Here is a 14,040-nt window from a genome sequence, read left to right on the forward strand (position 1 = left end):
GCGCGGCAATGCGGCGCTTCAACAAGGGAACCTGTCCTATGGATCTAGACCCCGCCCGCTCTGAGGCCGGCGCCGCCGCTTTGAATGTCGGCCAGCGCGCGCCCGCGCGCAATCCGGATCAGCGCGCCTCGCGCGTCCGCTGGGGCGTGGCCACGTTCATGTGGTTCGCCATCGCGATCAATTATATCGACCGCACCGTGCTCGCCGCCGCCGCGCCGACGCTGATCAAGACGCTGTCGATCCCGGTCGACATGATGGGCATCGTGCTGTCCGCCTTTTTCTGGTCCTACGCGCTGATGCAGATGCCGGCCGGCTGGTTCAGCGACAAGTTCGGGCAGAAAAAGGGGCTGGGCTTCGCCGTGCTGCTCTGGTCGGTCGCCACCTCCGCCACCAGCATGGTGAGCGGCTTTGCCTCGCTGTTCGCGATGCGGCTGGGCCTGGGCATCGGCGAGGCCGGGGCCTATCCGAGCAATGCCGGCATCACCGCGAAATGGTTCCCGCTGCGCGAGCGCGCCACCATCGCCGGGCTGTTCGACAGCGCCTCCAAATTCGGCGGCGCGGTGGCGATGCCGCTGATCGTCTGGCTGATCGCCGCCTATGGCTGGCGCATGACCTTCCTGATCATCGGCGCCATGGGCGTGGTCTGGAGCGTCGCCTGGTTCGGCTTCTTCCGGGAGACGCCGGAGCAGCATCCCGGCGTGAACGCGGCTGAGCTGGCCTATATCCGCGAGGGCCAGGCCCAGCATGCCACTGAAGGCAAGGCGCCGCTGCCCTGGTACGCGCTGCTGCGCCACCGCAATGTCTGGGCGATGTGCCTGGGCTTTTTCACCATCAACTACATCTCCTACTTCTTCATCACCTGGCTGCCGACCTATCTGGTGAAGCAGGAGCACATGACGATGCTGAAGATGGGCTTCGTCGCCATGCTGCCGCTGCTGGTGGGCATGCTGATCGAGGTCGCCGCCGGCTGGGCCTCGGACCGGGCGCTGGAATCCGGCCGCTACAGCCTCACCGCCGTGCGCAAATTCTTCCTGATCTTCGGTCTGGTTCTGGCCATGTCCATCGGCCTGGCGCCGCTGACGCATAATGTCGTCGCCATCGTCGCCTTGCTCTGCCTGGCCAAGGCCGGCACCACCATCTCCGCCTCGCAGGTCTGGGCGCTGCCGGCTGACGTGGCGCCGCGCAGCATGACCAGCACGCTGGCGGGGTTGCAGAACATGGTGTCGAATTTCGGCGGTGTCGTCGGGCCGATCGTCACCGGCTTCATCGTCGCCAGCACCGGCTCCTTCAACGCGGCTCTGTTCGCCTCCGCGCTGATCGGTCTGGTGGGGATCCTGATCTATGCCTTCCTGCTGGGCAAGGTGAAGCCGATCGCGGTCTGAGACCGGCGGGCTGAAACGGGGGGCGTCGCGTGCGGCCCCCTATTTCGTTTGAGGAGAGATGCCTTGGGTTTGACTGTCGTGACATTGGGCGGTGCGCTGGCGCCGGAGGGTGAGGCGCTGCTGGCGCAGGCCGGGATCAAGAGCGTCTCCACCCAGCCTTATCCTGGCAAGGACGAGGTGATCGCCCTGCTCGCGCAAACCCAGGCCGATGCGGTGGTGGTGCGGCTGGTGGACAGGCTCGATGCCGAGATCATGCGGGCCTCGCCCAAGCTCAAGATCATCGCCAAACATGGTGCCGGCACCAATGATATCGACGTCGCCGCCGCCGGCGCGCTGAACATCCCGGTGATCGCCGCGGTCGGCGCCAATGCCCATTCCGTCGCCGAGCATACGATCGCGCTGATGCTGGGTCTGGCCAAGGATATGCGCAACCAGGATGCTTTCGTGCGCCAGGGCGGCTGGGACAAAACATTCTACAAGGGCCGCGAGCTGCGCGGCAGCGTGCTGGGGCTGATCGGGGCGGGGATGATCGGCCGGCTGGTGGCCGGCATGGCGCGCGCGCTGGGGCTTTCGGTGCTGTGCTACGACCCCTACGCCCCGGCCGGATCGCTGGGCGAGGGCATCGAGCGGACCGACAGCCTGGAGAGCCTGCTGCGCCAGAGCGATATTGTCAGCCTGCATTGCCCGCTGACCGAGGCCACGCGCGGGCTGATCAATGCGCAGACGCTGGCGCTGATGAAGCCCAGCGCCTTCCTGATCAACACCGCCCGCGGCGAGGTGGTGGACGAGCCGGCCTTGCGGGCGGCGCTGACCGGCGGGCGCATCGCCGGGGCCGGGCTGGACAGCTTCGCCCAGGAGCCGCCCGCCGCCGACAACCCGCTCTGGGGGCTGGAGAATGTCATCGTCTCCTCGCATTGCGGCGGGGTGACGCCGGAGGCGCGGCGTGAGGTCTCGCTGATGAGCGTGCGCAATGTGATGGCCTTCCTGAATGGCGAGGTGCTGGCGCAGCGCCTGTTCGTGAAGGGCTGAAGGGGTTTGAACATGCGGGCGCGGGCAAGCGGCGCCGGCATCGCATCGGTGCCGGGTTGATCGCGCGCTTCAAGGCGAGCTGGGGCTTGCCGGTGGCGATGAGCGTGTTCATCATTGCCGGCGCGGTGCTCTCGGCGATCATCTCTGGCTTCCCGACCCGGAAATGGCTGGTGGAGGGCGAGGTAGAAGCCAGGCGCGCCGCCGCCTATAGAGCAATATGCATTTAGGGTGACGCGGCAGCGTCACCCTAAATGCATGAAATTGCTTGCCAAAACATGAGTAGAGCGAGTGGGTGTAAACCCATCTCGCTCTTGCCTGGAGAGTTGAGTTTGACGCAGACCGATCCCCGCTGGCCCGGCCAGACCCGTTATCCCGATCCCGCTTTCGAGATCCTGGATCAATCCTTCGCCCGCTACCGGCTGGATGCGGCGGCGGTGGAGCGGCTTTATACCGGGACGCGCTGGGGGGAGGGGCCGGTCTGGGTGCCGGCCGGGCGTTATCTGCTCTGGTCGGATATTCCGAATAACAGGGTGCTGCGCTGGCATGAGACGACCGGGAGCGTGGACGAATTCCGCCGCCCGTCCGACTTCACCAACGGCGCCACCCGCGACCGCGAGGGAAGGGTGGTGTGGTGCGAGCATCTGCACCGGCGGGTGATGCGGCTGGAGCATGATGGCAGCACCACCGTGCTGGCGGACAGCTTCCAGGGCAAGCGCCTGAACTCGCCCAACGATATCGTGGTCAAATCCGACGGCTCGATCTGGTTTTCCGATCCGACCTTTGGCATTCGCGGCTTCTATGAGGGCGAGAAAGCCGCGCCGGAACTGCCGACCTATCTCTACCGGATCGACGGCCAGACCGGTGAACTGAGCGTTGCCGCCGACGATATCGAGGGCCCGAACGGCCTGGCCTTCTCGCCGGATGAAAAACTGCTTTACGTCGCGGAAACCGGTATCGCGCCCAGGCGGATGCGAGTTTATGAGCTGGCCGCCGATGGCAGGACGCTGACCAAAGGCCGTATCTTCATCGCCTGTAAGGAAGGCGAGCGGCCGGACGGATTCCGGGTGGATGTGGACGGCAATCTCTGGTGCGGCTGGGGCATGGGCGAGGGGCTGGACGGGGTGCGGATTTATAACCCGGCGGGCGAGGCGATCGGCCATATCCATCTGCCGGAGCGCGCGGCCAATCTCTGCTTTGGCGGCCGGCATCGCAACCGGCTGTTCATCGCGGCCAGCACCAGCCTCTATGCCGTCTACGTCAACACCCAGGGCGCGCTGGGGGGCTGAGGCGTGGCGGATGGTTTGCCGATAGCGCTAACATTTGTTAGGACCGCAGCGTGTTGGAAAAACCCGAAGCCGCGATGAAGCCGCAAGAGAGCCAGACCTCGGGTCTGGCTGACCAGGTCTATCACAGCATTCTCTCGGGCATTCAGAACGGCGCCTACGCGCCCCATAGCCGCCTGCCGAGTGAGCATCAGCTCGCCAGCCAATTCGATGTCTCGCGGCCGGTGGTGCGCACCGCTTTGGCGCGGCTCAAGCAGGAAAAATTCATCGTCTCCCGCCAGGGGGCCGGCAGCTTTGTGCGCCCGCCCGCCGTGCAGCCGCCGCTGGGCTTCGCGCCGGTGGAGAATATCGCCGATATTCAGCGCTGCTATGAATACCGGCTGACGCTGGAGCCGGAAGCCGCCAGCTTCGCCGCGCTGCGCTATAACCAGAGCGCCATGGCGAAGATCGAGGCGGCGCTGGAGACGATGGCGCAGGCCACCCGCCAGGGGCAGCATCGCGACGATGTGGATTTCGCCTTCCATCTCGCCATCGCCGAGGCCTCCAACAATCATTACTACCACCAGTCGCTGCAGGCGCTGCAGCCGCATATCGCGGTGGGGATGCATATTCACGGCATCTCGCTGATGGGGCCGAAACAAGGGTTGGATTACGTGCTGGAGGAGCATCGGCGCATCGCCGAGGCGATCAGATCCCGCCAGCCGGAGGCGGCGCGCACGTTGATGGCTGCGCATCTGCGCGCTTCGCGCGACCGGCTGTTCGATGGGCGGATGCTCGACCTCTCATTGCGTTGAGCCGGACTTGGCGTGCGGCGGTTATCGTTTGCCCATTTTTGCGCATTTCGCGCAAATTATTGATTGAGTTTTGCTCTATTAACGTTTATTTCTGCGCGAATTCATCAAATTCCAAAGTATGAAGGGCGTTTCGTGCAATCCCCCACCCTCATGGCGACGAAGCCCCGCCGCAAATTGCTGATCGTCGCGGACGATCTTTCTGGCGCGGCGGATTGCGCCATTCCCTGCGTCGCCGCCGGGTTGAAGACGCTGGTGACGCTGGGCGAGACCGCCGCCGCCGCGCCAGCGGCGGAGGTGCTGTCGCTCGATGCGGATACGCGCCGCCTGGCCCCGCATGAGGCCGCGGCGCGGACCAGCGCGCTGCTGGCCGATCTCGGCGCGGCCGGCCAGCTCTGGTTCAAGAAATTCGACTCGACCCTGCGCGGCAATATCGGCGCCGAGCTGGCCGCCGCCCTGGCGGCGCAGCGCGGCTTCGCGCCGCAGGCCTTCGCCCTGATCGCCCCCGCCTTTCCGGCCACCGGCCGGCAGACGCGCGGCGGCCAGCAATATCTGCACGGTGTGAAGGTGGAAGAGACCGAGGTCTGGAAGCGCGAAGGCATTACCGGGCGCGCCCATATGCCGAGCCTGCTGGAAGAGGCCGGGCTGAGGACCGATGTGGTCGGGCTGGAGAGCGTGCGCGCCGGCCCCCAGGCGCTCCGCGCCGCCCTGGCCCGCGCCGCCGAGAGCCATGATGCCGTGGTTTGCGATGCGGAGAGCGATGAGGATCTGGGCGCCATCGCGCAGGCCGCCGCTGGCTTGGGCCGGCCGGCCTTGTGGGCCGGTGCCGCCGGGCTGGCCCGGCAGCTGCCGCTGGCCCTGGGCTTGAGCGGCGCGGTGGAGGAGGCCGCAATGGCGCCGGTCGAAGGGCCGATTTTGTTCGTCGTCGGCAGCATGTCCGGCGTCTCCCACCAGCAGGTGGCGTGGCTGATCGAGGATGAGAGCGTGCTCAACCTGCCGATCGCCCCGCAAATTCTGCGCGGGGGCGAGGGCAGCGAAGGCTGGCGGGCGGCGCAGGCGGCGCTGGCGGCGGCCTTGGATGCCGGCCAGGATGTCGCGGTGCAGCTCGGCCTTGAAGAGCAGGTGAATGTCGGCGAGGGGCTGCTGCTTTGCCACGCTCTGGCGCGGCTGGTCGCCCCCTTCGCGGCACGCATTGGCGGGCTGTTTTCCACCGGCGGCGAGACCGCGCGGGCCGTGCTGGTGGCGTTTGGCGCCGCCGGGCTGCGGCTGGTCGGCGAGATCGAACCCGGGGTGCCGCTCTCGGTCACCGAGGGGGGCGCCAGCGGGCCGCACGGCCTGGCGGTGATCACCAAGGCCGGCGCCTTCGGGCAGCCGGAGACCATGGTCCGTTGCCGCGCCGTGCTGCGCCGGCCCGCGCTGCTGCACGCTTCTTATCGTAACGCCTGAAAAGGATGCCTCTTTATGTCTAAGCCCGTGATCGCCATCACCATGGGGGACGCCGCCGGCGTCGGCCCGGAAATCATCATGAAGAGCTTCACCCATCCGGACCTGCTGGCGAAGTGCCGGCCGCTGGTCATCGGCGATGCGGCGCGGCTGGAGGTGGCCGGCAGGATCGTCGGCGCCGCGCTGAAGGTGAACAGGCTGGCCCCGGGTGAGGAGGACAAGGCCCTCTTTGCCCCGGGCAGCGTGGATTGCATCGATCTCGGGCTGATCCCGGCCGACATGCCCTGGGGCAAGCTCTCCCCGGTGGCGGGCGATGCCGCCTATCAGTTCATCAAAACCGCGACCGGGCTGGCGATGGCGGGCAAGGTGCAGGCGATCTGTACCGCGCCGCTGAACAAGGAAGCCTTGCATGCGGGCGGGCATAAATATCCCGGCCATACCGAGATGCTGGCGGCGCTGACCAACACGCCGGAAGTTTCGATGATGCTGACCGCGCCGAAGCTGCGCGTGATTCATGTCACCACCCATATCGGCATCATCGATGCGATCAAGAAGATCGAGCCGGGGCTGGTGGAGCGGGTGATTACCCGTGGCTACGAGGTGCTGGAGAAAGCCAAGCTGCCGCGCAAGAAGATCGGTGTGTGCGGCATCAACCCGCATGCGGGTGAGAACGGGCTGTTCGGTTATGGCGAGGAGGAGCAGAAAATCGTCCCCGCCGTGGAGGCCTGCCGCGCCAAGGGCTGGGACGTGGAAGGCCCGCTGCCGGCGGACACTTTGTTCTTCCGCGCCGGGCGCGGGGATTTCGACATGGTGGTGGCGATGTATCACGACCAGGGCCACGGCCCGGTGAAGGTGCTGGGGCTGGAGGCTGGGGTGAATATCACGGTCGGCCTGCCGGTGATCCGCACCTCGGTCGATCACGGCACCGCCTTCGACATTGCCGGCACGGGCATCGTCGATGAGCGCTCGATGCTGGAAGCGATCCGCGCCGCCATCGACCTGGCGGCGCGCTAAACAGCAAAAGTTTTTTGGTGCCGCTTTTTTTCAAAAAAGCGGCGAAAACGTCTGGGGCGGTGGCAACGACGTTGCCAACCCCCCGGCCTTCGTGGGGGCTTTTTGAAAAAAGCCCCCACACCCCCAAAAACTTCTGCCACTTTAGGTGCGGGGGTTTGGCGCTTGCCGGGGCTTCGACCCCAGGCTACGCCAGGGGGATGAGGGAGGGACGCTTTTGAGACTCGCCGGCCAGCGCCGCCAGACCATTCTCGCCCGGCTGCGCGCCGGTGCCCTCGATGTCGAGGCGCTGAGCGCTGAGCTGGGGGTTTCCGCCTCCACCATCCGGCGCGATCTCGCCCGCCTCGCGGCCGGCGGCCAGGTGCTGCGCACCTATGGCGGCGCCGCCGTGCCCGAACAATCTTTGCAGGTCCGCGCCGGGGTGAATATGGAGCAGAAACGCGCCATCGCCCGGCTTGCCGCCAGCTTCGTGCAACAAGGCGAAACCCTGCTGCTGGATGCCGGCACCACCACCGGCGCCCTGGCCGCCGAACTGGCCGGGATGCAAGGGCTGCATGTCATCACCAATGGCCTCACCGCCCTCAACGCTTTGGCTGGCAAGCCGGGCGTGGAGCTGAGCGTGCTCGGCGGGCAGCTGCGCCAGATCAGCCTCGGCACCGTCGGCCCCGCCGCCGAGCACGCGCTGCGCCGCCTCACCGCCCGGCGCACCTTTCTGGGGGCGGATGGCGTCGTCGCCGGGCGCGGAATCTGCGAGGCAACGGACGCGCAATCCGCGCTGAAGGAGTTGATGGTGGCGCAGGGCCAGGAGGTTTACGTGCTGGCCGATGCCGATAAGCTCGGCCGCGCCATCTCGCCGAGCTGGACGCCGCTGCCGGCAAGCTGGACGCTGATCACCGATGCCCGCGCCAGCGCCGCGCAGCTGGCGCCGTTTCGCGCCTTGCCGGGTGTCACCGTTCTCATCGCCTGATCCCATCCCGGCGCGCCTGCGTATGAAGCGGATGACCCTCTCCGCCCGCCTGCGCGCCCATCTCGACCATCCGGATCCATTGGCCGCGACGGTCAATCTGGTCGCCTTCGTGGTCGGGGCGAATGGGCCGTTTTATCCGCTTTACGCGATGGCGCTGATCGGCCGGCCTGGCGCCTGGCTGTTCATCACCATGGCCGCCAGCCCGGTCTTTCTCGCCATCCCGGCTTTGGCCCGGCGTAACGGCCTGGCCGGGCGCATCGCGCTGCCGCTTTTTGGCACGCTCAACACGCTCTGGTGCGCAAAGCTGATCGGCCCGGCCTCGGGCGTGGAATTGCTGCTGCTGCCCTGCATCGTCATCGCTGGCCTTTCCTTGCGGCCCAGTGAGACACTCTGGCGCTGGGGGCTGATCGGGCTGCCGATGGCGGCACATCTGGCGCTCTCACCTGTCTATGGCGCGGGGCTGCTCGGCTTCAGCCCGGCGCAGGAGGCCGCCTTGTTCCGGCTCGATCTCGGCAGCACGGCGACGCTGCTGGCCTTTCTCGGGCTGGTCTATGGCAGGCTGCTCCCCGCCGCGCCGGAAAAATAAATCGCGCACGACTCAATTCGCTTGACGGGGTGGATCATGGGCTGTAGATAAATCGTACACGATTAAATCGTAAATAACTTAAATTGAAAGGATCAGACCATGAGCGTTGACGCGAAATACAAAACCACAGCCACCGCAACCGGCGGCGGGCGCGATGGCAAGACCAGCCTGGCCGATGGCACCATGGCGCTGCAGCTGAGCGTGCCCAAGGAGCTGGGTGGCCCGGGCGGCGACGGCGCCAACCCGGAAAAACTCTTCGCGCTGGGCTATTCCGCCTGCTTCCTGGGCGCGATGCGCGTCGCCGCCGGCCAGACCAAGAACAAGCTCCCCGAGGGCACGGAAGTCACCGCCACCATCGGCATCGGCCCGCGTTCGGAAGGCGGCTTTGGCATCACCGCCGCGCTGGATGTGAAGCTGCCCGGCCTCGCCGCGGATGAGGCGCGCAAACTGGTGGACGTGACGCACGGGATCTGCCCTTATTCCAACGCCATCAAGGCCAGCGTGGACGTGCAAACCACCACCCACGGCTGAGGATACCGGACGGGGCGCCCCGCCGCACAAAAAACAGGAGGCGTGGATGAACCCGACCCGTGTGCCCGAGACCCGGTTCCACACCCGCGTGCGCAACGCGGCCCTGGGCGGCCCCAACCCGTATGAGTGGAAAGAGATCGGCAGCCAGGATGTGTTCGCCGGCAAGCGCGTGGTGCTGTTCGCGCTGCCGGGCGCCTTCACCCCCTCTTGTTCGGACAGCCATTTGCCGGGCTATGAGCAGGGCTATGACGAATTCCGCGCCTTGGGTGTGGATGAGGTGGTTTGCCTCTCGGTCAACGACGCCTTCGTGATGTTCAACTGGGCGAAGAGCCGCAACATCGAAAAACTGCGCATGCTGCCCGACGGCAACGCGGATTTCACCCGGCTGATGGGCATGCTGGTGGACCGCCGGCGCCACGGCATGGGGCTGCGCAGCTGGCGCTATTCCATGCTGGTGGAGGATGGCGCGATCACCGCTTTGTTCGCCGAGCCGGGATTTCGCGACGATCCGGACGGGGTGGGGGTCAGCGTCTCCGATGCCGGAACGATGTTGGCGCATCTGCGGCGCCTTTGAGTTTTCCACCGCCGCCTTATGGTGTGGAATCAAGGGCTTGGTTGGGGGTTTTGAGACCAGAGCGATTTGCTTGGCCGATGTTTTTGTGTTTTAAATCAAAGAGTTGATGGATCGCTGTCGCGAGCGTGCCGATTATTGCGCCGCCGTGGCGGGCGCGGGGCTTATCCCGGCTGTTGCACTGCAATCCACATAGATATCCACAAGCTTATCAAGCCTCTTGTGGATAAATCAGGCCTCGGCGATCAGCCGGCCACTTTCATGCATGCCCAGGCTCTGCAGCGCCCGCAGCGACAGGTTGAGGCCGCGATGCAGCTGGCTGGCGCGGCGCGAGGCGCTGCCGGATTTGCGGGAGAATTGCGCCAGGGCGGCGCGCAGCTCCTCGGCCAGGCGCGCGGCGGGCAGGGCCTCGTTCTCGCGCAGCCGGGCGGCGGCGTCGTCGAAGGAGCGGGCCTGCATCTGCGTCATCGCCGCGGTGATGGCGGAGAAGACCGGCTGCGCCTCCTGCATGCGCTGCTCGATCTCGCCGGCTTCGCTCTGGATCTCGTGCGGCTGGCCGCTCAGCATCAGCCGGTCCAGCCGGTTCAGCCGCTCGTTCAAATCCCGCACCACCCCCAGCGCATCCGCGAGCGTGCCGGCGATGGCCTCCAGCCGTCCGGCATCCGGGAAGGGCGGGGTTTCCATCAGCGTGTGCCCTTCAGCACGGTGGCGATCGCCTTCGCCAGATCCTCCGGCTCGACGCTGTAGGTGCCGGCGGCCAGCGCGTTTTTGATCTGCGCCACCGCCGCCTCGTCCACCCCGTCGCTGGCCTGGGCCGCGCTCACCAGATGCCCGGCACCGGCGGCGGCGTCGCTGAGGGTGACGGCGTCCGTCTCAGCGCCCTGGGGGCTGGCGCTCGCGCCGCCGGCAGCGCCGGTGCTGTTCGCCTGTTGCGCGTAGGCGGGACCGGACGGGCCGGGCAGGGAGCCGATCGAGTTGGTCATGCCGCATCCTGTGTCGGCAGATTGCTGCGCATGTCACGGTCCAGCTGCGCCAGCGCGCGATCATAATCCTCCAAGGCGGCGGCGTTGTTTTGCGCGTTGGCGCGCAGCAGGCAGAACATCAGCGCGGTATAGATGGTCTGTAGTGCTGCCCCCAGCGTTGCCTCCTCGCCGGACTGGGCGATGCCGGACATGGTGCCAAGCAGGGTTTGCGCGCGCATGATCATGTCGATCTTGGTCGGGCCATCGCCGGCCTCGATCGCCTGGCGGGCGCGCTTGCCATAGAGGCGCAGCGCGCGCCAACCGGGGGCGAGCCAATCCATCGCGGCGGGACCATCGAACATGCTGGTGCGGTAGGTGGTGGAGCTGCTCATGGACATGTCCTATCGATTAACCGGAGCTCGAGCTGTTGCTGCTCAGGAACACGGAAAGGTAGGCCTGCGAGATCGAGGCGCTGGTCTGCGAGCTTTCCGCCGTGGCATATTGGTTCAGCAAATTATTGATCAGTGCGGTATCGATCTTGGTCATCTGGGTAATCTGGGTGGTGATCGAATTATCGGTGGTGGTCAAGCCGCTGGTGGCCGCGCCGATGGTGCCGGTGGAGGCTGAGCCGGAGCCGATCGCCGCCTTGGTCACGGTGGAAAGGCTGGTGTAGATCTGCGAAACCAGCGTCTGCACTGCTTTCGGATTCTTCGCGTAGGCGCTGGCGAAGCTGGTGGAATCGAAGCTGATGGCGCCCGAGGTGCCGACCTTCAGGCCGATCGAGGCGGCGCTGATGCCGCTGGCCTGGGCCTCGCTGACCGAACTCATCAACTGGCTGGAAAGATCGGTCGCGGTGAAATTGCCAAGCAGCGGGCCGCTCTTTGTCGAGGCCGAGGCGCTGGCGGCGCTGGCTTTCGCCGCCGAGGCGGAGGAGACATATTTGATCTGGCCGGCGATGGTCGAGATCGCCTTGTTGAGATCGGTGGAGACCTGCGAGAGTGCGGTGGACAGGCTGGAGGGCGAGGAGGCGACGCTGATGCTGGTGCTGCCGGAGGCGGCGAGTTTCACCGTCAGCCCGTTGACCGCGTTGCTGAGGGTGTTGCTGGCGCTGGTGATCGGCACGCCGTTCAGCGACAGGCTTGCATCCTTGGCACTCTGCGTCAGCGTTTCGCTGCCAGGGGACGCGGCGCTGTAGGCGAAGCGCGAGAGCGCGCCGGTGCCGGTAACGGAGAAGGCCCCGGCGCTGCCGGTGGCGCTGCTCTGCAGCACCAGCCGGGTGCCGGAGGCGGCGGTGACGATGTTGGCCTTCACCCCGCCCGCCTGCTTGTTGATAGCGGCGGCGATGCCGGTCAGCGTCATGCTGGCGGAGCTGACCGCGACGGTTTCGGTGGCGCCGCCTTTCATCGTGAAGGTCATCGAGCCCGCGCCGCCGGAGAGCTTAGCACCGGCCGAGCCTTGCAGCGCGGAATAGATGGATTGCCCGGTGGCGAGCTTGATGTTGGAGAGCGTGTAGGTGCCGGTGGCGGCACTGTTGGTGGCGCTGGCGGTGGCGATGGTGGTCTGCGCGCTGGTGGCGGTGCGGTTATTGATGCTGGCGACATCCTTGATGCCGGAGAGGGCGCTCGACAGAGTGGAAACCGAACTCTGGATCGACCCCCAGGCGGAAATTTCCGCCTTGTCGGTGGTGATTTCGTTTTTCAGCGCGGTGACCGGCAGCTCCAGCGTCTTTTCATAGCTCGCCACCTGCGTCTGGATGGTTGCTGAACTGAGCGAGGAGATTGACGAGGTCATGGGGCCGGGACCGCTTCTCGGATGTGAGGGAAGGAAGGCGGCTGGCCGGGGTTACCGGCCAGCCCGTTTGGATTACGGCAGCAGGCTCACATAAGCCTGTTGCAGCTGGGTGGAGGATTTCAGCGCGGCCACGCCGGACTGCGCCTGGATCTGCGCTTCCGTCAGCTTGGTGCTGACGCTCGGGATGTTGGCATCCTGCACCACGCCCAGCGCCGAGTTCAGATTGGTGCTGGTGGTGTTCATGTTGTTGATGTTGGCGGTGAGGCTCTGCTGCACCGCGCCGAGCTGACCACCCTGGTTGTTCAGACCGGCCAGCGCGTATTTGATGACGTTCATCGCGCTGTTGGCGCCGGCAGTGGTGCTGACATTGATGTCAGCCAGCGAGTTCAGCGTGGAGTTGCTGCTCTCGCCGATGCTGGCGGTGCCCGAGGTCGAGAAGGCGCCGGAGGATTGCAACTGCACCTGGCCCTGGGCCAGCGCGCTGGTCACAGCGCCCGTGGCGGAGCCGCCGATGACGACGGCATTGGCGGCGGTCGAGGTCGTGGTGGTCAGCGACTTGCCGGTGGTGGCGGCGCTGCTGATGGAGATGTTCTGGCCGTTCGCCTGGGTCAGGGTCACCGCGCTGCCGGCGGAGTTCAGCGTCGCGGAGATGCCGTTGGAGGTGGTGCCGCCATTGATCTGCGAGACCAGCTCGGAGAGGCTTGAGGCATTCACGGTCACGCTGTTGCCGACGGCGGAAGACGTGCCGCTGCCGGTGGTGGCGCCGATCTTGAAGGCGTAGTTGCCGGTGCCACCATCGGCCTTCAACGTGATGCTGTTGGTTGCCTGCGCCTGCACGCCGGTAGAGGCGGACTGGTTGTTGACCGCAGCCGCGATGCTGGCGGCGGATTCCTTCGTCGCGGCGCCGGCGGTGGCGGTGGCGGAGCCAACGGTGATGCTCTTCGTGGTGCCGTTGGCGCCGGTGATGCTCAGCGTGCCCGCCTTGAAGGCGCCTGGGGTCGCACCGCTGGTCACAGCACCGCTCGCGGAGGACGCGCCGGACTTGTAGGTATTGGTGGTATCAGCCTTGGTCGCGTACATGCCAATCGCGCTCGCCATCGTGCTGCCGATGGACAGGCTCATCGTCTGGCCTTCATTCGCGCCGACCTGCAGCTGCACGCCCTGGAAGGTGCCGTTGAGCAGATTGACATCGTTGAACTGGGTCTGCCCGGCGATGGTGGAAACCTGGCTGACCAGTTGGCTGGTTTCGGACTGCAGGGACTGCGATTCCGCCGAGGTCTGGGTGCCGTTGGCGGCCTGCACGGCGATCGTGTTCAGCTGCTGCACGATGCCGACCTGCTGGGTCAGCGCGCCATCGGCGGTCTGCAGCAGGGACACACCCTGGTTGGCGTTGGAGACAGCCTGGGTCAGGCCGTTGATCTGCGAGGTGAAGCCCTGCGCGGTGATGTAGCCCGCGGGATTGTCGGCCGGAGAATTGATCGACAGACCGGTGGAGAGCTGGTTTTCGAGATTATTGGTGGTGCTGGTGGTGTTGGTCAGCGAATTCAGCGCGGTGAGCGCGCCGGTATTCGTCACAATGGAACCTACGGCCGACATAAATACCTCCATGGTTGCGGTTGCCGTACGCTATTATCGCCACGAGGTTGCGAAGATTTCCTGGAACCTACCAAAAAAATGTAGGCTGGCGGGATTT

The 14,040-nt window shown here is 66.1% G+C and carries 16 protein-coding genes; 11 read left to right on the top strand and 5 right to left on the bottom strand.

Annotated features, from left to right (window positions below; translation table 11 throughout):
* Window positions 1-38 precede the first annotated feature (38 nt).
* The 11 genes from T331_RS0109830 to T331_RS0109880 all read left to right on the top strand — a co-directional run bounded on the left by T331_RS0109830 (window position 39) and on the right by T331_RS0109880 (window position 9,597).
* Entirely contained in the window at window positions 39-1,382 is a 1,344-nt protein-coding gene (locus T331_RS0109830; protein WP_026439892.1) for an MFS transporter, read from the top strand.
* A gap of 63 nt (window positions 1,383-1,445) precedes the next feature.
* Window positions 1,446-2,411: a hydroxyacid dehydrogenase gene (locus T331_RS0109835; RefSeq protein WP_035179798.1), complete on the top strand. Its 966-nt coding sequence runs from the start codon at window positions 1,446-1,448 to the stop codon at window positions 2,409-2,411.
* A gap of 56 nt (window positions 2,412-2,467) precedes the next feature.
* Window positions 2,468-2,638, top strand: coding sequence for a hypothetical protein (locus tag T331_RS19905; protein ID WP_155992676.1), 171 nt, complete (start codon window positions 2,468-2,470; stop codon window positions 2,636-2,638).
* 102 nt (window positions 2,639-2,740) lie between these two features.
* On the top strand, window positions 2,741-3,697 hold the full coding sequence (locus T331_RS0109845; RefSeq protein ID WP_026439894.1) for an SMP-30/gluconolactonase/LRE family protein: 957 nt from the start codon (window positions 2,741-2,743) through the stop codon (window positions 3,695-3,697).
* 50 nt (window positions 3,698-3,747) lie between these two features.
* Complete coding sequence (locus T331_RS0109850) at window positions 3,748-4,488, top strand: FadR/GntR family transcriptional regulator (protein WP_234731521.1); 741 nt, start codon at window positions 3,748-3,750, stop codon at window positions 4,486-4,488.
* 150 nt (window positions 4,489-4,638) lie between these two features.
* Complete coding sequence (locus T331_RS18005) at window positions 4,639-5,931, top strand: four-carbon acid sugar kinase family protein (protein WP_051622301.1); 1,293 nt, start codon at window positions 4,639-4,641, stop codon at window positions 5,929-5,931.
* A 15-nt stretch (window positions 5,932-5,946) separates the two neighbouring features.
* Window positions 5,947-6,942: a 4-hydroxythreonine-4-phosphate dehydrogenase PdxA gene (gene pdxA / locus T331_RS0109860; RefSeq protein ID WP_026439895.1), complete on the top strand. Its 996-nt coding sequence runs from the start codon at window positions 5,947-5,949 to the stop codon at window positions 6,940-6,942.
* Between the two features lie 214 nt (window positions 6,943-7,156).
* The gene (locus T331_RS0109865; protein ID WP_008495532.1) at window positions 7,157-7,906 is read left to right on the top strand and encodes a DeoR/GlpR family DNA-binding transcription regulator; all 750 of its coding nucleotides are present in this window, start codon (window positions 7,157-7,159) and stop codon (window positions 7,904-7,906) included.
* Between the two features lie 22 nt (window positions 7,907-7,928).
* Entirely contained in the window at window positions 7,929-8,492 is a 564-nt protein-coding gene (locus T331_RS0109870; protein ID WP_026439896.1) for a hypothetical protein, read from the top strand.
* Between the two features lie 99 nt (window positions 8,493-8,591).
* The gene (locus tag T331_RS0109875; protein WP_026439897.1) at window positions 8,592-9,023 is read left to right on the top strand and encodes an organic hydroperoxide resistance protein; all 432 of its coding nucleotides are present in this window, start codon (window positions 8,592-8,594) and stop codon (window positions 9,021-9,023) included.
* A gap of 46 nt (window positions 9,024-9,069) precedes the next feature.
* Entirely contained in the window at window positions 9,070-9,597 is a 528-nt protein-coding gene (locus T331_RS0109880; RefSeq protein ID WP_008495535.1) for a peroxiredoxin, read from the top strand.
* Between the two features lie 228 nt (window positions 9,598-9,825).
* On the opposite strand, the gene T331_RS0109890 is transcribed toward T331_RS0109880, so the two are convergent.
* The 5 genes from T331_RS0109890 to T331_RS0109910 form a co-directional block, all read right to left on the bottom strand.
* Entirely contained in the window at window positions 9,826-10,278 is a 453-nt protein-coding gene (locus T331_RS0109890) for a hypothetical protein (RefSeq protein ID WP_008495536.1), read from the bottom strand.
* Window positions 10,278-10,577, bottom strand: coding sequence for a flagellar biosynthesis anti-sigma factor FlgM (gene flgM, locus T331_RS18010; RefSeq protein WP_035179800.1), 300 nt, complete (start codon window positions 10,575-10,577; stop codon window positions 10,278-10,280). Before flgM ends, T331_RS0109890 begins: the two co-directional genes overlap by 1 nt.
* Window positions 10,574-10,948 (bottom strand): flagellar protein FliS, encoded by a 375-nt coding sequence (locus T331_RS0109900; protein ID WP_026439898.1) that lies wholly within the window; start codon window positions 10,946-10,948, stop codon window positions 10,574-10,576. The genes flgM and T331_RS0109900 overlap by 4 nt, the downstream gene beginning before the upstream one ends.
* Before the next feature lie 16 nt (window positions 10,949-10,964).
* Window positions 10,965-12,347 carry a flagellar filament capping protein FliD gene (gene fliD / locus T331_RS0109905; RefSeq protein ID WP_026439899.1) on the bottom strand — a complete coding sequence of 461 codons (1,383 nt, stop codon included), beginning with the start codon at window positions 12,345-12,347 and terminating at the stop codon, window positions 10,965-10,967.
* Between the two features lie 72 nt (window positions 12,348-12,419).
* Window positions 12,420-13,943, bottom strand: coding sequence for a flagellin N-terminal helical domain-containing protein (locus tag T331_RS0109910; RefSeq protein ID WP_026439900.1), 1,524 nt, complete (start codon window positions 13,941-13,943; stop codon window positions 12,420-12,422).
* Window positions 13,944-14,040: the final 97 nt, after the last annotated feature.

It is taken from the genome of Acidocella facilis ATCC 35904 (genome assembly GCF_000687875.1).
Classification (GTDB): domain Bacteria; phylum Pseudomonadota; class Alphaproteobacteria; order Acetobacterales; family Acetobacteraceae; genus Acidocella; species Acidocella facilis.